We start from the raw sequence: 25,097 nt of genomic DNA on the forward strand, positions 1-25,097 counted from the left end.
TAATAGGATGCGATAAAGATTTTACAATCATAGAGTATACAAATGCCTGCAGAAATTTTTAATAGCAACGAAAAAGTGCCTTGCGGGGAAAAGTCTCTTGGGTTTGCCACTCGGCATTTTTCTTAGAGGTATTCCTTATGGGTCAAATAAAAATTTCTTCCGGCAAGTTATATCCTCTATGTAAAATCTTTATCGCCACATATATAGTATGTATATTGTGGATAGGGAGTTTTTATGAGTACATTGAAGGACGTAGCTGAAAAGTGCGGAATAACTGTTACTACAGTGTCAAGAATGCTGAATGGCCGTGGATATGTAAGCGAAAAAACGAAAAAAAAGATCAGACAGGCTATGAAGGAGCTGAATTACAGGCCTAATGAGTTCGCCCGGGCCTTTTCCCTGAAAAAGAGCAGCTTCATCGGCTTGATTGTTCCTTCAGCCAGCAACTTATATTTCTGCAAGGTGATTGACTTAATTGAACACTATGTATCACATCATGGCTACAAGCTGCTTCTTTGCACCTCCAACCTGGAGGTTAAAAAGGAAATAGAATATTTTGATATGCTGAGTGCCAATAAGGTAGCCGGCGTAATCATAGCAAGCCATACCCAGGATATTGATAAAAATATATCCATCGATGCTCCCATAATTTCAATTGATCGTGTTATATCTCAGTTGATTCCTTCCATTTGCTCGGATAATTACCAGGGCGGTGTTCTGGCAGCCGAACACCTTATTGCCAAAGGCTGCAAAAAGCTTGCGCACATAAGTGGGAGTACCTTCCTTAACATGGATGCAAACAAGCGTTATTACGGCTTCAAGGAGGTTTGCGAAAAAAGAGGGATTCCGCACGTTGTTACGGATGCTGGTGAAGAGCAGTTTCTATCCATGCGCTACGAGAGTGTAATTAATGCTCTTCTCAATGAACACACCGGTATTGATGGCATTTTTACATCGAATGATATTATTGCCGCGCAGGTGATAACGATATGCAGCAAACGCGGTATTAAAATACCTGAGCAAATGAAGATTGTCGGATATGATGACATTGATTTATGCACGATATACAATCCTTCCATTACGACAATACGCCAGTCTTTAAATGATATATGTGAATATGCCGTTGAAAGTATAATACACAAGGCGGAAAACAAGGCCATACCGTCAAGAGTAACATTTCCTGTTACTCTTATAGAGAGGGAAACCACTTAAGCCGTAAAAAAACATCTCTTGTCCCTTGAAAAAGAATAAGAGATGTTTTAAATTCAAGGGTGCTTCTTTTTTGCTTTCCATAATCCTAATAAAGCAGCAACGGAACCTTACTCATGCACTCTTGCACCGCTTGCATCTCAGGCATTGAGGGTATGGCTCCAAAGCCGGCCGCACACACAGCTCCGACCGCATTTGAAAAGAGCATCATATCTCTCATTTCTTCAATACTTATATGCTCCGGCTTTCTCCCCGAATTGCTGATACGGTAAAGCAGACCTCCAAGAAAAGCATCTCCCGCTCCCGTTGTATCTACGATTTTTGTGTCATAGGTATTAACATAACCATTGCCGCCTTCATAACTGAAAAAGCAGCCTTTTGGTCCCAAGGTTACGATAACTGTTTTTACTCCCTTTTTTGCAATAACGGCACAACCTCTGAGCATGTCGGACTCACCTGAAAGAAAACTCAATTCATCCTCAGACACTTTTAAAATATCCGCATACCTAAGACCCAGCAGCATATTTTCTCTGGCTTCCCCGCTGCTTTTCCAGAGCGCAGGTCTCCAGTTGGGATCGAAGGAAATGAGCCTGCCTCTTTCTTTAGCATAATCAAGAGCTTTAATCGTAGCACTTCTCGACGGTTCATCAGTCATGGACAGAGAACCGAAATGGAATATTTTCGCTCTGTCTATTGCTTCAAGGTTCACTTCCTCCGGTAGAAGCGTTATATCCGCTCCGGGCTTTCTATAAAAGCTGAAGCTTCTGTCCCCTGCCTCGCTCAGATGTACAAATGCCAGCGTAGTATTAACGTCCTTGCTGAAAACAAGCCCGTCGGAAGCGATCCTGTTTTCTTCCAGAACACTTTTGAGATAATCGCCGAACCGATCCTTTCCAACCTTTCCTATAAACGCGGCAGTTCCTCCAAGTCTTGTAACAGCAGCCAGCACATTTGCCGGCGCTCCTCCGGGATTCCTTTCAAAAATCTCCCTGCCAGCAGAAGAATGTCCTGCAGGTGTGAAGTCTATCAGCAGCTCTCCAAGTGCACATACGTCATGCATAGCATAACCTCCATAAAGTTTAAGTAAAATAAAAGCAATTATATGCCATTAGGTTTTCGTCCTCTTTGTATAAATATAAAAAATCAGTAAGCCTATAAATAGTATCCTTTTTCTAATATTTTTGTATTGCTTCAGGAGTTAATTTTATTACTAATCTTAGCATTGTTTTTATTTCATGTCAACCGATTGACATTGTGAAGAAATATCCCTACAGCTAAATTTGAAAAGGTAATCCTGTTATATAGCCCCATTGCTTGAAAAAGAGAAAGGTTGAGTCATTATATAATATTTGCTCAACCTTCCTCGTCTCCCTTGGGTCCTCCGCTTGATCCGGTATATCGGGCCTGTCAATCGGCATAAGAGCGTTAAAAGCAGTAATTCTCTTCAATGCCCTTGAATGAAAATTTACCTGCAATAAAGCCATAAGTATTCCTCCTCAGTATAAAATAAGTTTTTAATAAAATGAGATATGATCAATTTTACCGCAAATATCGCAAGAAATTTTCCATTTCTTAAATGTCACGCAAGCTCTGTTGCTCCCGTATACAGCTCGTAATAACGCCCGCAGATGTCAAGAAGCTCGGAGTGACTGCCTCTTTCAATAATTTCTCCATGCTCAAGCACCATTATGGCATTAGCATTGCGTATCGTAGACAGCCTGTGTGCAATAACCAGCGTTGTCCGGCCTTGCATGAGCTTATCCATGCCGGCCTCGATAAGCTTCTCAGTATGGGTATCCACAGAGCTGGTTGCCTCGTCAAGAATCAGGACCGGAGGGTCCGCTACGGCAGCACGGGCAATGGAAAGAAGCTGGCGCTGACCTTGAGAAAGGCTGGTACCGTCATGCGACAATACTGTATCATATCCATTCGGAAGCTTCATGATAAAGCTATGCGCGTTTGCAAGCTTTGCTGCACGGATTATCTCTTCATCAGTAGCATCAAGCTTTCCATACCGGATATTATCCTTCACCGTACCATTAAAAAGGTGAACATCCTGCAAAACTACTCCGAGTGTGCGCCTCAGGTCCGATTTGTTTATATGGGTTATGTCTATGCCGTCAAAGACAATTCGCCCTGAATCGATACTGTAAAACCGGTTGACGAGATTGGTTATCGTTGTCTTACCTGCCCCGGTAGAACCGACAAAAGCAACCTTCTGACCGGGTTTGGCATAAAATGAAACTGATTTGAGAACATTCTTTTCCGGAAGGTAGCTGAAAGTTACATCATTAAAGCGAATATCCCCTGCCAGAGGCACATATGACTTTATACCCCCGTCTGTTTCAATCTCCCAGGCCAATTGATGCAGAGCAGACGACTCATCATTCCTGCCCGCAACCATATTCACTCCTTCCTTTTTTTGTATAAGCCTGATAGTTCCGTTATCCGCCTCAACAGGACTGTCAATGACCTCAAAAATTCTTTCTGCTCCTGCAAGTGCCGCAAGCAGTGTATTAAACTGGTTGGCAATCATTGTGATTGGCATGGAAAAGGATCGCGTATATTGGAGAAATGCTGCGATTGTTCCGATATCCATCCGCCCGTTAATCGCCAGTATGGCTCCCACCATAACAGTAACGGAATAATGCGCATAGGAAAGGTTCCCCATGATAGGCATCAGTATCCCCGCAAATGTCTGGGCTTCCGTAGCGGACTGGCGGAGAGACTCATTTTTCTTCCTGAAAGCCTCCCTGGCATGCTGCTCATGCTGGAAAACCTTGATAACCTTCTGTCCCTCGATTAATTCTTCTATAATACCATTAAGCTCTCCAAGCGATTTTTGCTGGGAACGGAAATATAGTGAGCTCTTTTTGCCTACAGTCTTGGTAATCCAGAGCATCACCACAAGAAAGAGCAGGACAAACAAAGTGAGAAACGGACTGAGAAGCAGCATCATTACAAATACACCTGCAACAGTAACGGAAGAGGTAATTAGCTGGGAAAGCCCCTGCTCTAATGCCATGTTGATATTGTCAACATCGTTTGTAAAGCGGCTCATAATTTCGCCGTGGCTTCGGCTGTCAAAGTAGTTTACCGGCAGATCCATCATATGCTCAAAGAGCTCTTTCCTTATGCAATTTGAGGTGCCTGCCGCGATTTTTACTATCATTAGATTGCTCACGTATGCCAATATGACTGATGCAAGATAAATTCCCGCCATGGTGAGCAGAGAAGTCGCAAGGCTCGATAACTGGGCGCCCTCCTTTATCCCGTTAATCAGCGGCTTCAAATACCATGTGGCAAGCACTCCTGCGAGAGAGCTTAGGATTATCAGCGTAACGGCTATGAATAGCTTCAACGGATTACTTCCGATATAGCGTATCAGCCTTGTAAAGGTCCTGCTCGCGTTCTTGGGCTTTTCAAATGACCTGAAGCCCGGCCCGGGCATTGATATTTTTTGTGATTGTGGTGCATGTGAATTACTCATGCCGTCAGACTCCCTTCCAGTTGCGTGGTATAAATCTCTCTGTAAATGCTGTTGCTTTCAAGCATTTGCTCATGGGTGCCAATCCCGTCCATAAAGCCGTTATCCATTACGATAATCCGGTCGGCATGCTCAATTGATGAGATGCGCTGGGCAATTATAATTGTCGTAGTACCCTTTAGTCCTGTCTTGAAGGCATGACGGATTTTTGCATCGGTAGCCATGTCAACAGCACTTGTGGAGTCATCCAGGATAAGGACCTTCGGGCGCTTCAAAAGCGCCCGCGCTATGCACAATCGCTGTTTCTGCCCTCCTGAAAGATTGACACCTCCCTGTCCGAGCACTGTATCCAATCCTTCCGGCAGCTGCGATATAAATTCCCATGCCTGCACTGCCTCGCAAGCCTCCCGGATTTCTTCCTCCGTTGCGTTTTCATCACCCCATAAAAGGTTTTCACGGATTGTGCCCGTAAACAATGTGTTTTTCTGAAGGACCATACTTACCGCATTCCTCAACGCCTCAAGGTCATAGTCCTTCACATCCCTGCCTCCTAGCAGGACCTCCCCCTCCGTAGCATCATATAGGCGTGGAAGCAGCTGCACAAGCGTACTTTTGCCGGATCCTGTAGAGCCTATAATGCCTATGATTTCTCCTGACCCGATACGGAAGTTGATTTGATTCAAGTCGTCCACCATGGAATTTCCCGGATACCTGAAGCTGACATTCCTATACTCTATCGAGCCGTCTGCTGCTTCCGTAATGCCGTTTTTCTTTCCGACAATATCGATATCGGTATCAAAAACCTCCAGTATTCTATCGGCCGAAGCTTTTGCACGAGTAAACATCAGGAAAAGCATGGAAAGCATGTTCAATGACATCAGAATTTGTGTTACGTATGTGATAAAGCTGATTAGCTGCCCCGTAAGCAGCCTCCCCCCAATCACCATATTGCCGCCGAACCATAGAATGGATACGATGCAGGCATACATGATCAGCTGCATTATCGGCCCATTCAATACGACCAGGCTGACAGCGTGAACCGCACTTTTCATCAGAGAATCGTTAGACTCTTTAAAACGTCCCTTTTCGTGATCGGCCCGGACAAAGGATTTTATTACCCGTATTCCTATCAGGGTTTCCTGTACCGACGTATTCATCCGGTCAATTTTACTCTGCAGCACACGAAATCTTGGGTGGGCGCTGGTCAGAATGAAATATAACGAAAATGCAAGCAAGGGTATGGCAACCAAGAAAATCATGGATAAACGTCTGTTTATACTCAGCACCATAATGAGAGCCAGAATCATCATGAAGGGAGCCCTTACCAGCATTCTGAGTCCCATCATAACGGACTGCTGCAAATTGTTAACGTCATTCGTAAGACGTGTAATCAATGACGGTACGCTGAACCGATCAAGATTTGCAAAAGAGAAATCCTGTATCTTATCAAAAAGCCCTTGTCTTACCTGATATCCAAAGCCCTGAGATGCGATAGCCGCAAGGCGGTTGCTGAAAGCACCGCAGCCTAAGGCTATTAACGCCAGCACGATCATGATCGTCCCGTGCCTGTATATATACTCCATATTGGAGGTCTTGATTCCTATATCAACAATGGAAGCCATCATTAACGGCATCAAAATATCGATGACAACCTCCGCAAAAACGAGCAGCGGACCAATTATCGCCGCCAGACGGTATGGTTTTATATATGGTATGAATTTTTTCAGCATTTATGCTCCTCCTGAAGTTTAGTCCTGTTGTGTAGACGGCGGCTCATTGCCAGTTGAAGTTGTTTTGTAAGCGATCAGATTCTCATATATCCTGTCAAGATATCCGGCAAGCTTTTCCAGTTCCTCATCCGAAAACCCCTGAACCATTTTGTTGTCCATTTTCAACAAAGACGAATAGCTGTCATTGAGAATTCCTGTTCCATGCTCCGTAAGGGTGATATAATTTCGTCTCAAGTCGGTTTTGCTCATCTTTTTCTCAATCAGGCCGGCTCGTTCCATACGCTTGATAGAAACTGCAAGCGAAGCAGGCGTAACATTGAGCTTATCGGCTATTTCCTTTTGAGTAGCACCGTGAAGCTCCTTTATGGTATGCAGAATGCGCGGCTGGCCGAAATAGAGCCCATAGCATGAAAGAATATTCTGCAGGTGGTTCATATGCAGGTGGTGAACATCTCTTATTTTCCATGAAATTTGTGTAGATTTGGCACGAGTGGCTTTCAAGGGTTTCCCTTCCTTCTAAGAACAAAATTATAATTAAACGTATAATAGTTAGTCGACTAATATAATAGTATAACATGACAAGGTTGTTTGTCAATATTTTTATGTGAAGCGTTTGGATTCAATTTCTGGAGTTGGAGAGCGGATTGCTGCACAGACTATAAGTAACACCCGGCTTTGATGCTGCTACATTCAAAGGAACCCCGTCCTTTTGCTCAAAAGCCTATGATGGATACAAAATGGAGAGAAATCACTGAATTGAAATTGCTGCTGAGTACGAAGTGCATCCAAAGCTAGCTCAAGCCGTTGGAAGGCAAAATTGCTTATTCCCACATTTCAGCTAATTCCTTATATTTGGGTTCTTCTTCAATAAAAGTTGAAACCAACCCGATGCTTTCCAAATATTCGCTGACCGCCATCATTCCAAACCTTTCAGTTGCATAGTGTGAGCCGCCCAATATATTAATCTTTAGCCTCTCCGCAAGTTTTCTGAATTTAAGATTATTAACTCTCGAATACTCATTGCCTTCGCAAAAAGCAATACCTGTAACATATGTATCACAGCCCTGATTTGATGCATATCTCAGGTATTCTTCAGAATCTCCTCCTCCAGACACTATGGCTACAAGCTGACATCTATCATTAAAACGCAGAGCTTGAAGCTTTGACAATCCAAGTGAATTTTTTATCTTTGCGTATAAACAGTCATAGCTTAAATCAATATCGCAGATACAGCCAAATGCATCATTTTCAACATACAGCTTGGCTTTTGTTTTCAATCCTAATACTTTAACCAGATTAATTGATGGAGAAAAATATTCGTGTCTATCTAATGCACTATGAATTACATAAACATTCAGCCCTGATTTAACACATTTTTTGTATGAGTGCTGTTGTAATGATTCAAACTTTCCGGGGAATTCAAGCCAGTCAAGCGGGTGCTTAACAATAAGGAAATCCACGTCACTACTTATAGCTTTTTCTACAATATAATCATTCAAAAAGCATGCTGCAGCTACTTTTTTAACTGAACTTTTTCCTGACAGCATTAAGCCTTGATAAGTCTTAAAAAAACTGTTTGTACAGTAGTCTCTATAGTATAAATCAGTACTAGGCATTATATTCGAAAAAACATCGGTTAATCCAACATCAAACTGATCGTTTAATGTATTTATCAAAATTTCGGTTTCCATGAGTTGCAGTCCTCCAATTTTATGATTATGAAGTGAAATTTAAACTTACATTAATTTACAATAATATCCGAAAAGTCTCTATGATAGTATGTTAGAGGATGTTTAAACTCGTCATAGATGAATTCTAATAGATTATTTATTTCAGTATTTGTCATACTGGTAGTTTCAATATTTGAATATGTAGAGTTGAAAACTTGATTTATAAATTTTATTCCGTATTTCTCCATATTGTTATATATTTCTGTTCCTATCACAGGTGCTAGTGCCCAAAATCTACTTTTCATAGACTTTAACTGCCTACATATTGAAATGGTATTTTTCACATCATCTACTGATTCTCCAGGTATTCCAACCATAAAGCTGCATCTAATCTCATAGAATCCCATATCTATTACTTTTTTAAGATTTTCCACAGCAAGGTCAGCCTTAAACTTTTTACCTATGATATCCAGACTTTTTTGATTAAAGGTTTCTATTCCAAATCTTAAGAGTTCACATCCGCTTTCCTTCATCCTGAATAGCAGGTCATCATTTACCGCATCTATTCTAGTTTCACATCCCCAAACAATGCCCAGATCCTTCAATCCAGAGAGTAAGCTATCAAGCCATTTATTATTCGCGGTAAAGAAATCATCCCTAAAGTTGATATAATTGAATCCAAGACTTTTGATATATTCTATTTCCTTAATTACTGTTGAAGCCGGAATTAATTTCAGTTTTCTCTTCCAAATATTTGATGATGAACAAAAAATACAATTATAACTACAACCTCTGCTTGAAATATACGGCAGAAAGCCGATTTTATCTTTAACTTTTTTAAGATTGAAATATTCAAATCCTTTTGTCTGTAACGGTAAACAGCTTATATCCTCAATTCGGTCAAACTCTCCGGTTTTTAAAACATTATTGCTTTCATCTCTATAAATCAGTCCGTTGACCTGATTATACGCATCGGAAAAGTTAATTGCCCTTAACAATTCAGGCAACGAATAATCTCCTTCTCCTTGTAAAACAAAATCAATTTCAGTATTGTCTCTTAATAAATTTTCTCCTACTAAGGTTGCATGAGGACCGCCCACAACAATTTTAACCAAATCCTTTGTGCGCTTTATGGCTTTACACAAATTAATAGTTTCTTCTGAATAATAGGTGTAAATAGGTATACAAAAAATAGTATTATCACTATTTTCAATGGAATCTATTAAGTTTATGTCGTTTTCATCAAATTCCAAATCAAGCACACCAATTTTTTCTATAAAGTCCTTATTTTTTATACAGGAGATCAACTGACAAATATTAAGAGGCAATTCATATGAAAAACTCTCCAACCCTGATTTGGGATTAATAAAGTAGACTTTCAGCATAAAACTCCCCCCATAAGGTCTTATTCAGTATTTTGTATTTATTTCTCATTTAAGCATCTTTAAGTGAAACATCCCACTTTGTTTTTAAAATATCTAAAAATTTATTTTCTATTTCCGTAACTTCTTCAGCCGATAATGTATTCTGAGTACTTAAGTACTTTAATTGAAGCAATATAGAATGTCTGCCTTGAGGTATACCTTTTCCATCATATAAATCCCTTACCACAACTTTTTGAATCAAATTACTTACTGATTTAATTTCAGCAATTATATTGCTTACCAATAAGTTTTTGGATACAAGGAAATTATACTCTCTTGTTATAGCCTGATATTTAGAATCATACTTTATTGATTTATTTTTCTTTTCAACATATTTCAAATTAATTTCTATATACATTACATCATTTTGAATTAACTTGCCATTTGGAACCTTATTAATCAATTCGGGATCTATTTGGCCATAAAATCCTATATTTCTCCCATTCACCTTTATGTCTACACCCGTATCCTCCTTGAAAAAAGGCATAGAATTTTTGCCCTCTTCATAACTCATGCCAAACTCATCAAATATAATATTTAAGTAATTTGATATATCATAAAAAGAATATTTAACATCATTCAATATGCCCCAGCCTTTTTCTATTCTCACTCCGGTAAAAATAATGCCTATTACATCCTCTTCCTTAAATCCTGTATCGGCACTGTCGTCTCTGAAATAAGTCCTGCCTATTTCATATAAGGCAAGATTTCTATTATCTTTAGTGATATTGTAAGTTATATTTCCTAACAAGGAATAAATCAAGGTCGGTCTCATCAATGCATAATATTGGGATATAGGATTTTTTAATATAATATCGGAATATAACTGACTATCCTCGCTTATGTTTAAGATTTCCATACTATTAGCAGGAATAAATGAATAATTAATCATTTCATAAAACCCTATTCCGGACATTATATCCCTTATCTTATCCATGTTTTCCCACATGCTGTTTTTTACATAGGTTGCTTTTATCACTGGCATGGTAGGCTCAATATTGTGATATCCATAAATTCTTGCAACCTCCTCAATTAGATCTATTTCTCTTAACAAATCCAACCTGTAACTGGGGATTTCCACTTTTATAGTTTCATCGTCATAAATTTCACATTTAAAATAATACTTATTCAAGCAAGCTATAATTTCTTCTAATGATAAATTTGTTCCTAATATATCATTAGTTTTTGTCTTTCTTAATTTTAATATATTTTTTTTGTATTCAGAATGTTGATCAAAATAAACCTCATCAACTACCCCTCCACAGATTTCGACTATCATGTCGGCACAGATCATCATCGCATATAGCGAACCAGACACATCAATGCCTCTTTCAAATCTAAAAGACGACGGCGTTGATATTTTTAAAGCCCTTGATGCCAAGCGAACATCAACCTCATTGAAATTGGCACTCTCAAGCAAGATGTCATAACTGTCTTCCGTTATTGCCGAATCTATGCCACCAATGATACCTGCTATTGAAAGGATTTTCTCATTATCAACAATAACAATAGGGCCTTCTGGTATTTCAGTTTCCGACCCGTCCAACGTCATCAGCTTCTGCCGCTTCTTGTTCTTCATTACCCTTATGGTATTGCCTGATATTTTATTAACATCATATGCATGCATAGGCTGACCCAGTTCAAGCATTACATAGTTTACTATATCTATAACCGGATTTATTGTGTTAATAGACAGTGCCTCCAGTGATTTTTTAATATAATCAGGAGTCTCGGTTTTTATTTTTATACCACGAATTATTAATGAAGAAAATCTTTTACATATATCGCTATTTTCTATATCAATCTTAAATTTTGTATTATCGTTTTTCAAACTAAGTTTAGGCTCTATCTTCAGCGGTGGCAATTCACCATTAAAGGCAGTTATTTCTCTTAATATTCCAGTATGATACAGTGCGTCCGGCCTGTTGGCTTTAACTTCTATCGTAACAACTTTGTCTTCTTCAAAATCAGTTACCTTTTTTACCTCTAGCCCTTGCAAGTTCAATATATTAATGACTTTATCTAAATCTAAGTTTTTACCATTTAATCTTCGCAGCCAATTGAACGAGAACGTAAACATGACTTCTCCCCCTCTTCATTTATATTGTTATAATTGCTCCCATAAAGAAATATCATTTTCATATAATTTTCTTATTTCAGACAGCCCATAATATATAAGAGCCAACCTATTCAGACCCAATCCAAATGCTAATCCAGAGTACTTTTCGCTGTCGTAGCCTACCCCTTCAAGGACATTTGGATGAACCATACCCGCTCCCAGCATGGTAATCCAACCTGAGTAGTTGCATGTTCTGCATCCTTTAGAACCGCACATAATGCAAGACATGTCTATTGCCGCACTCGGCTCTGTGTAAGGATAATATGAAGGGCGAAACCTCAATTGAGTAGAATCTCCAAAAACAGTCTTTATAAACTGTGTCAACAGTCCTTTTAAATCTGAAAAAGATATTTTTTCTCCTACCACCAATCCTTCTATCTGGTAGAACATTGGCGTATGCTGGGGATCAATATCATCAACTCTATATACAGTTCCAGGCGATACTATTTTAAATGGTGGCTTTATCTTCTCCATGGTTCTTATTTGTACGGAAGAAGTATGAGATCTCAACAGTATTCCGGGATCGTGTATATAAAATGTATCCTGCATATCACGTGCCGGATGATGGGCAGGCATGTTAAGCTTCTCAAAATTATTTCTATCCAGCTCTATCTCAGGTCCCTGAACAATGGCAAAACCCATGTTTGTAAAAACCTTCTCTATTTCTCTGCCCAACTTTATTAATGGATGTATCTTCCCAAACTTAATATTCCTTTTTAAAATAGTATAGTCATATGAATCTTTTTCCTTCTTTGATGTTTCTACATTTTCTTTTATTTCATTTATTCCATCTTCAATAAACTTCTTTAATTCATTTATTTGTCTTCCATAATCCTTTTTAATTTTTGAATCTGTAACTAACTTTAACAGATCATATAGATTTTTCATCTCCGTCTTGAGGTACTTTTTCTGAAGTTTTAAAATATCGTCGTTAGATAGGCCCTCCTTATTCTCTTCCAAATAATTGCCTTCAATTTCTTTAATCTTCTCTGAAATTTCAGCCACAATCATTACCTCCTAATAAATCAAAGCTATGATAACCATTAAATATAACCTGTGCATTTATAACCAAAATAATAGACATAATTGCAAAGAAATAGATATAGACCAATATTTATCTTTATTATATCCACTTTTTATATCTTATCCCCATTAAATATACTTAAACCAAGTTGACATTACTCTTAATGAATCATATATATTTTCTTGATTTTATACCCATTTATTCCTTTTATAAAAAATATAACATTATACTTCCAAGTTGTCAAAACAATTTTCTTTGCCTACATACAGTCAAATCGATCTGCAACAGGATATTAATTAAAAATTATTATCAATAATTGCTTATTAATTCTTAGAATTAATGATAAGGTCAATTTACTTTGAGTACAGGTATTCATCTAAAAATTTCTGCTTAAAGTCTCCATCAATTTTTTCTCTCTCATCCTTTGAAATCCTGGCCTCCAGTAATACAGATACCTGCTCCTGCTTATTCATAAGCAATTTCTCTATTACTCTGGTATAATACCCGGCTTCCTCATATGAAAAATATTTGGAAGGATTAACGGGATAGAAGTGTAAGCTGTCCCATAAGCTATTCTTGATAATGGTAGATCCATATTTCTCGTTATAGAAATTGAAATTATTCCAGAGTTTTGTTCCCGGAAAGTCAAACAAAGGTGAATAATGCGCCGAATCTATGTAGTCTATCCACTTTGTGATAAATTTCAGGGTACTCTTAACCGTTTCGGGAGTTTCTCCGGCATAGAACATTAAATGCAAATGTAAAATCGCATTGTTATATTTTTTTACATGAGATATAAATTTTTCGGTTTTTTCAATATAATATTCGGGCTTTTTTGTTTTGCCCATTAGTCCTAAAATTTCAGGACTAGCTGTCTCCATTCCAATTCCAAAAAGATTACATCCAGATTCATACATCAAGTCAATATACTCTTCCCAATTAGCATCTACTCTGCTTTCAGAGAACCATTTAATAGAATTAAAGTTTTTCTTTATCCCTTCACAAATATTAATTGTGTTTTTTACATCAACCCCAAATATTGAAGCAAGCAATGGATATTCTCTATCCTTGCCATAAATACCAATTGCATATTTTAATTCTTCAATAAATCTCTCGCTCTCCTTTTTCCTGTACTTTTTCCCATTTATGGAGTAGTTTGTGCAATATTCGCAAGATCCATAACAACCTCGGCTTTCCTCTACATATGGAGGATATGTTAGGAAATTGGGATATAAATCATATTTCACAAACGGCATATCGTTTATGTCAATAACTTCTGATCTCTGAGTATTCTCAATTATATCGTCATATACAACGTCCTCACAAAAACTATTATTTTTAAATACCTTAGTTTTAAAAGGAGCTATGTATTCACTATTAATATGTCCTCCCTCTTTCTCCAACATCGAGCATCTAAAAACAATACCACTTATTTCACTGATTGATCTCTTTCCATCCTGATACTCAAGCAATTCCATAATTGGTATTTCACCCTCATATCTGACAACTACATCAATCTCTTTGCACTCATCTAAAACTACGCCCCCCATTAGCCCTATGTGATGCCCTCCAACTTCAATCAAGACATCGGGATATACCTGTTTTGCCAATTTAGCTATTTTAAGGACAGCCCTGTACGCCAGTCCAAATGTTCCGCTTATTCCAATTATTCTTGGTTTTCCTGATTGTAAAGTTTTCTTTAGTTGTTTTTCGATATCATTTATAGAGAGAATATGATCTATGCGAACACTGTATCCCTTCCAATCTAAATATGTACCGATAGACAATAAGCCAGGGTTAAATACCTTGTAAGTAAGACCGGAAGGCATAAATAAATTCCCAAACTGTGCTGTTTTGTCCTCTATATACTCTAGAGGGGGATCAATCAGTAAAATATCATAATCATACTTTTTCATAACCATTCACTCCATTCATTAACATATCTCATAAATAAAATATTATTAATTGTTTTTTAGTCAAACACCTCAAAAGAAGTCATTTTGCAAACATTTTTTCAATTACATGAGCAAAATGTCCTGCCTCCTCATAAGAAAAATATTTCGAAGGGTTTATAGGGTAAAAATGGAAGCTGTCCCATGTATCATTTTTGATTATAGTAGATCCATATTTTTCATTAAATTCATTAAACCTATCCCAGAGTCTGGTACCGGGAAATGCAATGAGAGGGAAAAAGTCAACCGCACCAATATCCTCCATATGTCTTGTGAGAAATCGCAAATCATCCTTTAACGTTTCAGGTGTTTCTCCAGCATAAAACATAAAATTTAAAGAAATTTGCGCATCCTTAAATCGCTTTATATTAAATATTAAGCTTTCCGCCTTTTGCAGATAATAATCCGGATTTTTTGTTTTGTTCATTTGCCGGAGTGTCTCCTTACTTGCTGACTCCAATCCCACTTCATACTGTCTGCATCCAGATTCATACATTAAGTCTATATACTCTTCCCAGTGAACATCAACTCTCGTTTCCGATACCCAATTAATCTCTCCATAGTCCCTTTTTATTCCTTCACAAATTTCAATGGTATTTTTAATATCCACTCCAAAAATGGCTGCCAGAAAAGGATAATGTCTATCTTTTCCATAGATATCAGTCACATATTTCAATTCCTCAAGGAATCTTTTACTCTCCTTTTTTCTATATTTTCTTCCATTTATAGAGCAATTAGTGCAATATTCACACTCACCGTAACAACCTCTGCTCTCTTCAACATATGGAGAATATTCCATATAATTAGGATAAAGGTCAAACTTCATAAATGGCATTTCATTTATATCTGCGGGTTTCGATCTATTTGTATTTACTAAAATATCTTCATACGTAATATCTATACAATTAGCGCTACTTACAAAATGCTTTGCGGTAAAAGGAATAATATTTTTTCCTGCCATCTTTTCATTTTCTTTTTCTAATAGCGAATACCTAAACACTATTCCATCTATATCAGTAATAGCTCTTTTTCCGTCAATATATTCAAAAATCTCCATTAATGGATACTCGCCTTCATATCTGATTACAATATCTATATACTTACTTTCTTTCAGAACGGTTCCTCCAAGCAGTCCCATATGATGTCCTCCTACTATTACATAAACATTGGGATATTTCATTTTAACAAGACTGGCTATGTAAATAACCGCTCTATAAGACAAACCATAAATCCCACTTATTGCCACTACTCTAGGGCAACCCCAATTCAATGAATCTTTTAATTCTTTTTCCAATTGTTTGGTACGCGATATATCACAAACTTTAACAGTATAACCTTTCCAATCCAAAAAGGTTCCCATAGATAAAATCCCGGGATTGAAAAATTTTACAGGCAGATATGAAAAATCTGTAAGCACTCCAAACTGTGCTGTTTTGTCCGAAACAATTTCCAGCGGAGGATTGATAAATAGAACATCATAATCATACACTTTCATAAAGTAACCTCTTTCAACATTATTAGCCGGAATATAAAATATCTCCTATAAATTTATTTCTATATTCATCAGGAATTTTTCCATCCTTATCCTTTGAGAATCTCGTTTCATGCATAATGTAGAATTGCTCTTCCTTCAAAATTAACTTCTCCATCATACGTGAAAAATGTCCTGCATCCTCATAGGAAAAATATTTGGATGGGTTTACAGGATAAAAGTGCATGCTATCCCACAAATCATTTTTTATTATAGTTGTTCCATATTTTTCATTGTAGCTCTCCATATTATTCCATAGTCGTGTTCCGGGATATGCAATTACCGGCGAGTAATGTATGGAATGTATGTCATTAATCCACTTCATAATAAATGCTATATTATTCTTAACTGTTTCCGGACTTTCTCCTATGTAAAACATTAAGTTGATGTGCATAATAGAATCACTGTATTTCTTTAAATAAGTTATAAGCTTTTCCGCCTTTTCAAGATAATGTACAGGATTAACAGTTTTGTTCATCAATCTTAAAATACTATTATTTGCAGATTCAATTCCAACGGCAAATGCCTTACATCCTGACTCATACATAGCATCAATATAGTTTTCCCACTTCAAATCCGTTCTGAATTCAGAAACCCATTTTAAAGAACCAAAGTTATTCTTTATTCCTTCGCAAATATTTATTGTGTTGTTATCATCAACCCCAAAGTTTGATGCCAATATCGGATACTGATTATCTTTTCCGTAAATACTCACACAGTGTTTCAGTTCACTGATAAACCTTTTACTTTCTTTTTTTCTAAGTCGTCTGGAATTAATGAAACAGCTTACACAATATTCGCACCCCCAACTACATCCGCGGCTTTCTTCCACATAAGGAGGATAGGACAAATAATTAGGATATAGATCATATTTTAAAAACGGCATTTCATTTAAGTCAACCACATTTGGTGTTTTGGGATTTTCTAAATATTCGTCATACACTACAGTTTTTATTGAACAGTCATAATCTAAATTATTAAATTTAAAAGGTATAATATTATCATTTATACTAACCTTTTCCCTTTCCAACTCTGATCTTCTAAAAACTATGCCATTTATTTCACTGATTGACCGTAGTCCCTTCCTATATTCCAATAGCTGTAACAATGTTATTTCTCCCTCATATCTTGAGACGACATCAATAGCATTACAGTCTTTCAGTGCAATACCTCCTATGAGTCCACTATGCTGCCCTCCCGTGACTATAAATACATCAGGATACCAATTTTTTATAAATTGAGCAATCTGAAGAGTCGGTAGATAACTTTGACCATAGGAGCAGCTAATTCCAACCACCATTGGTTTTCCAAAATTTAATGTCTCTTTAAGTAGTCCTTCTGTCTCTTCACATTTTGTAATATCACATATCTTAACTTTATATCCCTTCCAGTCTAAATAAGTACCAATAGAAAGTATCCCTGGGTTAAATGTTTTGTACGGAACTCCGGATGTCAGGTGAAGGCTTCCAAACTGTGCCAGCTTGTCCTTTATATATAATAGTGGCGGATTTATTAATAAAATATCATAATCATAATTTTGCATTTTCTACACCAATCTTTCTTTATTATCATTACATTAGCAGTATTAAAAAGACGATTAGTATTTTATTCCCATGATAAATATCTGATTTCCCCTTGCAGCAAGATCACTATTTGTGAACATTGCCTTCTCAAGATCAAAAATCTTATTAAACATTTCCTCATTATCCAGAATATTAATTATATGATTACTGGATCCTCTAAGCTGTGTTTCTTGCATACCTGGATATATAGTAACCGGAAAGCCTGAAACTGTTATAATTTCAAGGCCGCAATCCTTATATACTTTTTTTATCGAATCAGGTGTGAATAAATTCATACTGGGCATATCCTCGGTAAAGCGCCCCCTTCCTGAGCTAACGGCCTCATCTACCAATCTGAAGTTATTTACAAATATATTAAAAAATATATTATGATACCAATTCGGAACTAATGATACTACATATCCATTCGGTTTAACTACCCTTGCCAATTCCTTTATTACCTCGGTCGGACTATCCACAAAACCCAATACGTTATGAAAATTAAAAGCCAGATTAAAGCTGTTTGAATCAGCAGCACAGATATCCTTGATATCTCCCTGCATGGTATTCAGACGATCTCCCAAGCCATACTTTCTTATTTTCTCTCTGGCTTGTTCCAGCATATCCTCTGACAAGTCATAAATTAACCCTGTAGAGTAAGGAAATTCTTCAAGTATTTTAATACTCCAGCGACCTGTACCGCCACCCGCATCTATAAAGCTAAAATTCTCCGGCAATTTTTGCAGAACATTGGTAGAAAAAAATTCCCATAAAAGCTTATCCGACAGCTTCCAATAAACCTGATTATCTACCAGATCATACTCTTTAGCTTTATCTCTAAAATAGTCAATAACTGTTTTTTTATAATTCATAATACCATCCATAGTATTTATATAGAGATATATCTCAAATAGATATATCTATACATCCCTTTCTTTATATTTTTATTTGATATTTCCAATATTTTTTACCGATATATTGAGTATCACTATTTAAATGACTTCTGCCAATATAAAGTTCATAAATCCTATTTTTAGTCTCTCATCTGGAGACAATGCCGACTCGGCTTTCTTCAAAACATTTATGTCATCGTATGTAAAATCCATGTGAGGGTATCTTGAATACTTATGACCTCCTGCATCAACTATTGGCCTGTATAATTTGTTATGTATACTCCTCATCTCATCGGTTATTTCACCATACATCTCCTCTTTGGCAAAATAAACAAAAAATCCGTCAATGAGAACAGGCTTTAATCCTGCTTCAATCATAAGCTCCTTGAGATCATCAACAGTACACTCTTCGTGATAAACATCATAGAAATTCCCCATTTTTTTTGTCCAGCGTATATATGACTTATAAATTTCTCCACTTGAGTTCGGAATTGCAACCAAGACCCATTTGTTGCTTATTTTTTTGCTTATGCTTAAAAACTTTAGCTGTTCATTACGCGAAAAATGTTCTATAACACCTGAACTACAAACAAAGTCAAAAACTGAAGAATTATTGCCGAGAAAGTCTTGATTAAAAAAATCATTTATTTCATACTCGATTTTTACTCCAACTTCTTTCGAAACTTTTTCAGCGAATATTTTTGCATAATTTGAACTATCCACAGCTTTACAAATACATCCTTCAAGTGCCATCAATATAAGCATTGTAGCTTCGCCAGCACCAAGCTCCATACACCGCGTAGTATTATTTAATCCTATTATAGGTGCAATCCTTTCAACAAGTGACTGTAAAGTTGCCCATTTATCAATATAAATATCATAAAATTTGGAATTAGGATTTTTAGCCTTATAGTCATTATAAAGCTGAAGTTCTACTTTCCAACAATCATCAAAATGCTCCTCTTGCGACATTCCAACTTAATCCCCCTAACGATTGATAATTAAATAAGTACCGCCATAAGAAATCAAAACTTTCCTATATGCACAATATCATAGGTGTACCTTAGCCCCACTCAAATTGTTAATCCGATTTTATGGTACTATATTGACACCGTTAAACCTTGGAATTATTTGACAATCTCTTATATCGTTATGTTTAAATAACCATAATATAAATCTTTCAACTCCAAGGCCAAATCCGGATGTTTTCATTGGATATTTTTCTTTCATATTGAAATACCATTCATATTCGGAGCTGTCCACATTATGTAATTTTAAAGCTCGCAAGACTTCATCACTATTCTGATGACGCTCACCAGAGCCTACAACTTCTCCTATGCCAAAAAGCAAATCTGCATTCAAGGCCTTCCCAGAATTTCTGCTATCTACAGCCTGATAGAAAGGCACAGATAAAGTGTCAAAGTGTGTTAGCCATACTATGCCGTCAAATTTTGACATAAGTGCCTGTTCACCGTATTTATTTAATAATCTAAAGCCGGCTTCATGCGTTTCTACATATTCTGGATTGTTATCTAACAATTTAATGGCTTCATCTAATGTCACCCTGTTAATTTTAGTGCTTAAATTTGCTAATTTCTCTATATGATCCGTATCTCCAGCTACTTTTTTTAATTCATCTGCATACTCTTCCAATAATGCACTGCATAAATATTTCAAATATTCCTCAACCAGATTGATTACATTTTCGAGCGTTCCAGGTATTTCAGCTTCGCTATGATAAAACTGGCACAAATGTCTTTCGTCAGCCGATTCTCCTCTAAAGGAAGGCATAATATAATAACAACCATTCTTAAATAACCGACAACCATATTCCAACATAAATTGCATAGAATCTGCAAGATATGTATCAACATTACACAAATTTACTTTTACAGGAGATGAATCGCTGCCCAAACCTATAGGACTGGAGATTGAACCTGTGGTAATTGGCAAGTGCAACGTTTTAATATTTTTATTTTCATAAAATTTTACGGTATTTACTGTAATTAAATTTTCAACTTCCACCAGCTTTTGATACCATGGATTATTTATAACATTTTGATAATGATTTTCTATGTTCTTCCAGCTTTTCGGAGGCCTAATTTTTTTAATGGTGTCATCGTAAATTTTTTCCTTTTGTAAAATAGCACACATTTAAATCACTCCTTAATAATAATATTTTTTATAGCATACTGTGATTAATAATATACATATACTATATTTGTTATAAATTTTTAAATAATAGTAAATTTGTGTTAATTTTATATTAAATATTAGCATAAAACGCGACATATGTCAATGTATGTTTCTATGTTTTTTAAGATATGTAATATGCGCTATATATTGACATTAATATTTACTTGCTATAAAATATATAAATAAAAGTAAATATATGTAATGCGATTTATGTATAATTCTAAAATTAATTTTAATTAAGCTCAAGAGGAAAGGGTTGATTATTAATGAATAGCTCTTACGGCAAAAAGAATCCTTTAAATACTGTTATTAATATGATGTACGATTTCTTTAAACGCTTGGGATTCAATATTGTATTTGGTAAAGAAATCGAAACCTATTATAATAATTTTACGGCATTAAATATAGAAGACAAATCTTTTATTACTTTGGACGATGCTACTTTCTATATAGAAGATGATTTATTACTAAGATCCCATCTTTCCCCTATTTGGATCAGACAGATGTCTAAAAAATCATACCCACTGGCGTTTATTGAAATAGGAAAGGTGTATCGGTGTGACAGCAAGGGAAGTCTGTTCAGACCCATGTTCTACCAAGCAGAAGGTGTTATTTTGGATAAAGGGATTCATTTTTCCGACTTAAAGGGTATTATGGAGCTATTTGTACAGTACATATTTAACTGTAAAAGGGAAATGACCTTCCAGCCATATTGGCATGCTTTTACATGTCCAAGTGTTAAGATTGATGTATCTTGCATATGTAATTATGATACAAATTGTCCCTACTGCCGAGGAAACAATTTAGTGAATATTTGCACTGCCGGAATGATTGACAGGAATATTTTAAATGAGTGCGGTTACGATTCTGACATATCAGGTATATGTTTTGGATTAGGTCCCTCAAGATTAATTCAATTAGTTGAAAATGTAAGCAATATACAAGAATTATATGAAAATAATATAGTCTGCTTCTGATAAGCTTTAGTTAAAAAAGTACTGATAACATCAACGATTACATTAAGGGCTAAGTACCTCCCTTTAAACAGCAGTAATAAAAGTAGATTTCAAGGAAATAAATGTGATATTTGCCATTGACTTCTTGCCATAACTATAGTAGTATATTAAAAACAGTTTAAATTTGCGCCCAGATAGCTCAGTCGGTAGAGCAGGGGACTGAAAATCCCCGTGTCGCTGGTTCGATTCCGGCTCTGGGCACCACTGAATTGGGAATCCGTACATTTCGTCAGGATAGATATTTCTTTGTTACTATGGATAATACATATTTAGGCTTATTTACTTTTGCCCTCTGTCGCAATTTGCCATTGTATCTAAATCAATGGTTGTAACGCCCCTTTAGAACAATACTCCTGACCCATATTTCCTCATTTTTTCACACAGGCCGGAATATCTCAACGTTTCCTTTTCATTTGCTATCATTTCACCTAACACCTCTTCACTTCCCACAAGTACAACAAGCTTTTTTGCACGAGTTACGGCAGTATAAAGAAGGTTTCTGGTCATAAGCATTTTAGGCCCCTGAAACATAGGCATAACCACCACAGGAAATTCAGAGCCCTGACTCTTATGAATGGTTATGGAAAACGCAGGCTCCAGCTCATCTAGTATTCCAAAATCATATACGACATTCTTTTCATCCTCAAATAAAACGATAAGCTTTTGCTCCTCATTGCATATTTTATGAATTATTCCGGTATCCCCGTTAAAAACACCCATTCCCTCAGCCGGCACATCTCCCTCTTTTTCCCAACGAAGATTATAGTTGTTCTTAATCTGCATTACACGATCACCCTCACGGAATATAAAATCCCTGAAGACCTTTTCATTTTTATGCGGCCCTTGGGGATTAAGTGCCTTTTGCAGCTCTATATTAAGTCTGGCTACACCCACAAGGCCCTTCCTCGTAGGCGTGAGAACCTGTATATGCCTCATTGGGTCATACCCATAGGTCGAAGGAAGCCGCCTGCTGCAGAGATCTACAATTGTTGCGAGCAAGTCATTGCCATTGCTCCTGTGCAGAAAAAAGAAGTCCTTATCCTTTTTATTCAGGCAGGGATACTCTCCTTTATTAATCTTATGCGCGTTTACAGTTATCATGCTTTCCTCTGCCTGCCTGAATATTTCCGTCAGCTTGACAGACATAATCATTTTACTCTCAATTATATCCTTAAGAACATTCCCCGGGCCTACCGACGGGAGCTGATCCACATCTCCCACAAGTATAAGCCTTGTACCGGGGCTTACAGCCTTAAGCAGGTTGTTCATAAGGAGTATATCCACCATTGACATTTCATCTATTATTACAACATCCGCAGCTATCGGATTGGCCTCATCCTTTTGAAAGGACGCGTCGGCATCCGTACCCGAATACCCTATTTCCAAAAGGCGATGAATGGTTTTAGCCTCAAAGCCTGTTGCATCGGACATCCTTTTGGCCGCTCTTCCGGTAGGCGCGGCAAGAACCACCTCATAGCCTTCACTATTTAAAAGCCTGATTATGGTTTTAATAATGGTTGTCTTTCCCGTACCCGGCCCCCCTGTAATTATAAGCACCCCGTTCGTTAAGGCCTCCCTTACGGCAGCCTTCTGCATGTCGGCAAGAACCACTCCTTCTTCTCTCTGCACCTGCCCTATTTTTTGCTCAAAATCCCCAAGCTCTGCTCTAAAGGCTGCCTCCGAGAGTTCAAGAAGCCTCCGGCACACTCCCAGCTCGGCATTATAAAAAGCATTTAAATATACTTTATTATAGCCATTTTCACCGTCCTTATCCTCGCCCGATCTCTCGGTCCAGACGGCTCTTTCAAGCACACTCGCTATGAGCGCGGCATTAATATCCTCAAGCCTCACCTCAAGAAGCTGTGACGTATATTCATTTAATTCAAATTCCGGCATATATGTATGCCCGTTAAGAGCCGCTCGGGAAAGAACATATTTTATTCCGCTGCACACCCTGTATCTGGAGACAGGATCAATACCCATGCTTCGGGCTATTCTATCGGCAGTTTTGAAGCCTATTCCAAAAACCTCATCCGCCAGCTTATAGGGATTTGCTTTTATTTCTTCTATGGTTCTCTCTCCGAACGCCTTATAGATTTTGGCTGAATAGACAGGGCTTATGCCGTATTTCTGAAAAAACATCACAACCTCTCTAAGCCCCTTTTGCTCCTCAAAGGCTTGTCCTATTTTTAATGCCTTATCCCTGCTTATGCCCTTTATTTCAGTGAGTATTTCGGGAGTATCCCGTATAACCTCCAGAGCAGCTTCACCGTACTTTTCAATGATTTTTTTCGCTGTTTGAGGCCCTACTCCCTTTATAACTCCCGACGAAAGATACTTTTCAATGGCATCGATAGTGTCGGGCAGCACCTTCTCATAAGTCTCTACCTTAAGCTGCTCTCCATAATCGGGATGGGTTACCCATTTGCCCGTAAGCCTTAAGATTTCACCAACATTTATAAAGGGCATATAGCCTACGGCCGTCACCGTATCCTTTTCGCTTTTAACATCACAGACAGTATAACCGTTCGTCTCGTTGGAAAAAATTATTTCCTCTACAGTAGCCTCTATCGTTACCATATAATTATTTCACCCTCAGTATGAATAGCCGGACTTGTATTTCTCTCATACGACCTTTTTTAAGTATATACCAATTCTGTGTCCAATTAAAGGATAATATCATTTATGTACCTTGTAAGCTATATGCCTGTTGTTTTTCCAATTGGTTCCTTTTTTGGGGATGCATCAGCATCAAACTTCTTAAAAATATCCTCTTTTTCGTTCTCACTAAGCACATCAAAAAAGTCATAATCATTTTTTAAGGTGTCTAGTATGCGGCGCGTATTGTCACTTGAGCCCATATCAATCACTGTAAGCTTCTCATTTGACATTACCCTCCTTAATATGTCGGCCGTAAAAATATTTCTTATTATTCCCTCCGCTGTCTGCTCCTGATTCTTCATAATAATAACCATTTTTACTCTGGAGCTTTCACTTCCCAAGCGTTGCCTTATGGGGCTTATAAGCCCCGATACTAAAGAAATTATCCCATAAATTGCAAGCAGCCCTACAAAGACTTCAAAAGCAATTCTCAACATAAATTATCACTTCCCGCCTATGAAAGAATAATTTGTACTACTATTTTATGAGCTTGAAGTGATATCCGTGACACTTAAGTTATTTGATTCCATTTTCTAAAGCCTTTAAATAAATAGTCGAAAAATAGTATTTTATAAAAAAAATTGACGAAATTTATAAATTTATATAATATATTATATAAAGGA

The 25,097-nt window shown here is 37.1% G+C and carries 19 protein-coding genes and 1 tRNA gene; 3 read left to right on the plus strand and 17 right to left on the minus strand.

Features of this window, described 5'->3' with window-relative positions; all coding sequences use genetic code 11:
• The first annotated feature begins 234 nt into the window (after positions 1–234).
• On the plus strand, positions 235–1,212 hold the full coding sequence (locus tag DFR58_RS01015) for a LacI family DNA-binding transcriptional regulator (protein WP_114295950.1): 978 nt from the start codon (positions 235–237) through the stop codon (positions 1,210–1,212).
• Positions 1,213–1,297: 85 nt separating this feature from the next.
• Here the strand turns inward: DFR58_RS01015 and DFR58_RS01020 are convergent, their stop codons facing one another.
• The 15 genes from DFR58_RS01020 to DFR58_RS01090 all read right to left on the minus strand — a co-directional run bounded on the left by DFR58_RS01020 (position 1,298) and on the right by DFR58_RS01090 (position 20,755).
• Positions 1,298–2,269, minus strand: a complete 972-nt coding sequence (locus DFR58_RS01020; RefSeq protein ID WP_114295951.1) for a carbohydrate kinase family protein — start codon at positions 2,267–2,269, stop codon at positions 1,298–1,300.
• A 214-nt stretch (positions 2,270–2,483) separates the two neighbouring features.
• Complete coding sequence (locus tag DFR58_RS01025) at positions 2,484–2,693, minus strand: hypothetical protein (RefSeq protein ID WP_114295952.1); 210 nt, start codon at positions 2,691–2,693, stop codon at positions 2,484–2,486.
• A gap of 95 nt (positions 2,694–2,788) precedes the next feature.
• Positions 2,789–4,699, minus strand: a complete 1,911-nt coding sequence (locus DFR58_RS01030) for an ABC transporter ATP-binding protein (RefSeq protein ID WP_423230822.1) — start codon at positions 4,697–4,699, stop codon at positions 2,789–2,791.
• Positions 4,696–6,426: an ABC transporter ATP-binding protein gene (locus DFR58_RS01035; RefSeq protein ID WP_114295953.1), complete on the minus strand. Its 1,731-nt coding sequence runs from the start codon at positions 6,424–6,426 to the stop codon at positions 4,696–4,698. The genes DFR58_RS01030 and DFR58_RS01035 overlap by 4 nt, the downstream gene beginning before the upstream one ends.
• A gap of 18 nt (positions 6,427–6,444) precedes the next feature.
• Entirely contained in the window at positions 6,445–6,927 is a 483-nt protein-coding gene (locus DFR58_RS01040) for a MarR family winged helix-turn-helix transcriptional regulator (RefSeq protein ID WP_114295954.1), read from the minus strand.
• A gap of 320 nt (positions 6,928–7,247) precedes the next feature.
• Positions 7,248–8,117, minus strand: a complete 870-nt coding sequence (locus DFR58_RS01045) for a Nif3-like dinuclear metal center hexameric protein (protein WP_114295955.1) — start codon at positions 8,115–8,117, stop codon at positions 7,248–7,250.
• Positions 8,118–8,167: 50 nt separating this feature from the next.
• The gene (locus DFR58_RS01050; RefSeq protein ID WP_114295956.1) at positions 8,168–9,481 is read right to left on the minus strand and encodes a B12-binding domain-containing radical SAM protein; all 1,314 of its coding nucleotides are present in this window, start codon (positions 9,479–9,481) and stop codon (positions 8,168–8,170) included.
• Positions 9,482–9,530: 49 nt separating this feature from the next.
• Entirely contained in the window at positions 9,531–11,600 is a 2,070-nt protein-coding gene (gene pheT, locus DFR58_RS01055) for a phenylalanine--tRNA ligase subunit beta (protein WP_114295957.1), read from the minus strand.
• A gap of 27 nt (positions 11,601–11,627) precedes the next feature.
• Positions 11,628–12,644, minus strand: coding sequence for a phenylalanine--tRNA ligase subunit alpha (pheS, locus tag DFR58_RS01060; protein WP_207659087.1), 1,017 nt, complete (start codon positions 12,642–12,644; stop codon positions 11,628–11,630).
• 372 nt (positions 12,645–13,016) lie between these two features.
• Complete coding sequence (locus DFR58_RS01065) at positions 13,017–14,579, minus strand: B12-binding domain-containing radical SAM protein (RefSeq protein ID WP_170137984.1); 1,563 nt, start codon at positions 14,577–14,579, stop codon at positions 13,017–13,019.
• A 79-nt stretch (positions 14,580–14,658) separates the two neighbouring features.
• Positions 14,659–16,110: a B12-binding domain-containing radical SAM protein gene (locus tag DFR58_RS01070; RefSeq protein WP_114295959.1), complete on the minus strand. Its 1,452-nt coding sequence runs from the start codon at positions 16,108–16,110 to the stop codon at positions 14,659–14,661.
• A gap of 22 nt (positions 16,111–16,132) precedes the next feature.
• Complete coding sequence (locus DFR58_RS01075) at positions 16,133–17,689, minus strand: B12-binding domain-containing radical SAM protein (RefSeq protein ID WP_114295960.1); 1,557 nt, start codon at positions 17,687–17,689, stop codon at positions 16,133–16,135.
• A 54-nt stretch (positions 17,690–17,743) separates the two neighbouring features.
• Positions 17,744–18,580, minus strand: coding sequence for a class I SAM-dependent methyltransferase (locus tag DFR58_RS01080; protein ID WP_170137985.1), 837 nt, complete (start codon positions 18,578–18,580; stop codon positions 17,744–17,746).
• A 120-nt stretch (positions 18,581–18,700) separates the two neighbouring features.
• Positions 18,701–19,573, minus strand: a complete 873-nt coding sequence (locus DFR58_RS01085) for a methyltransferase domain-containing protein (protein ID WP_114295962.1) — start codon at positions 19,571–19,573, stop codon at positions 18,701–18,703.
• Positions 19,574–19,693: 120 nt separating this feature from the next.
• On the minus strand, positions 19,694–20,755 hold the full coding sequence (locus tag DFR58_RS01090) for an asparagine synthetase A (RefSeq protein ID WP_207659088.1): 1,062 nt from the start codon (positions 20,753–20,755) through the stop codon (positions 19,694–19,696).
• A gap of 308 nt (positions 20,756–21,063) precedes the next feature.
• Here DFR58_RS01090 and DFR58_RS01095 point away from each other — a divergent pair, with 308 nt between their 5' ends.
• Both DFR58_RS01095 and DFR58_RS01100 read left to right on the plus strand, forming a co-directional pair.
• Positions 21,064–21,774, plus strand: coding sequence for a tRNA ligase subunit PheS family protein (locus DFR58_RS01095; protein ID WP_114295963.1), 711 nt, complete (start codon positions 21,064–21,066; stop codon positions 21,772–21,774).
• Positions 21,775–21,941: 167 nt separating this feature from the next.
• A tRNA-Phe gene (locus DFR58_RS01100) sits at positions 21,942–22,017 on the plus strand.
• A 135-nt stretch (positions 22,018–22,152) separates the two neighbouring features.
• Here the strand turns inward: DFR58_RS01100 and recD2 are convergent.
• Complete coding sequence (gene recD2 / locus DFR58_RS01105) at positions 22,153–24,393, minus strand: SF1B family DNA helicase RecD2 (protein ID WP_114295964.1); 2,241 nt, start codon at positions 24,391–24,393, stop codon at positions 22,153–22,155.
• Between the two features lie 119 nt (positions 24,394–24,512).
• A complete protein-coding gene (locus tag DFR58_RS01110; protein ID WP_114295965.1) occupies positions 24,513–24,911 on the minus strand; it encodes a glycosyltransferase family 2 protein in 399 nt (132 codons plus the stop codon).
• Positions 24,912–25,097 lie beyond the last annotated feature (186 nt).

This window comes from Anaerobacterium chartisolvens (genome assembly GCF_003337415.1).
In the GTDB taxonomy this organism is placed as follows: Bacteria; Bacillota; Clostridia; order Acetivibrionales; family DSM-27016; genus Anaerobacterium; species Anaerobacterium chartisolvens.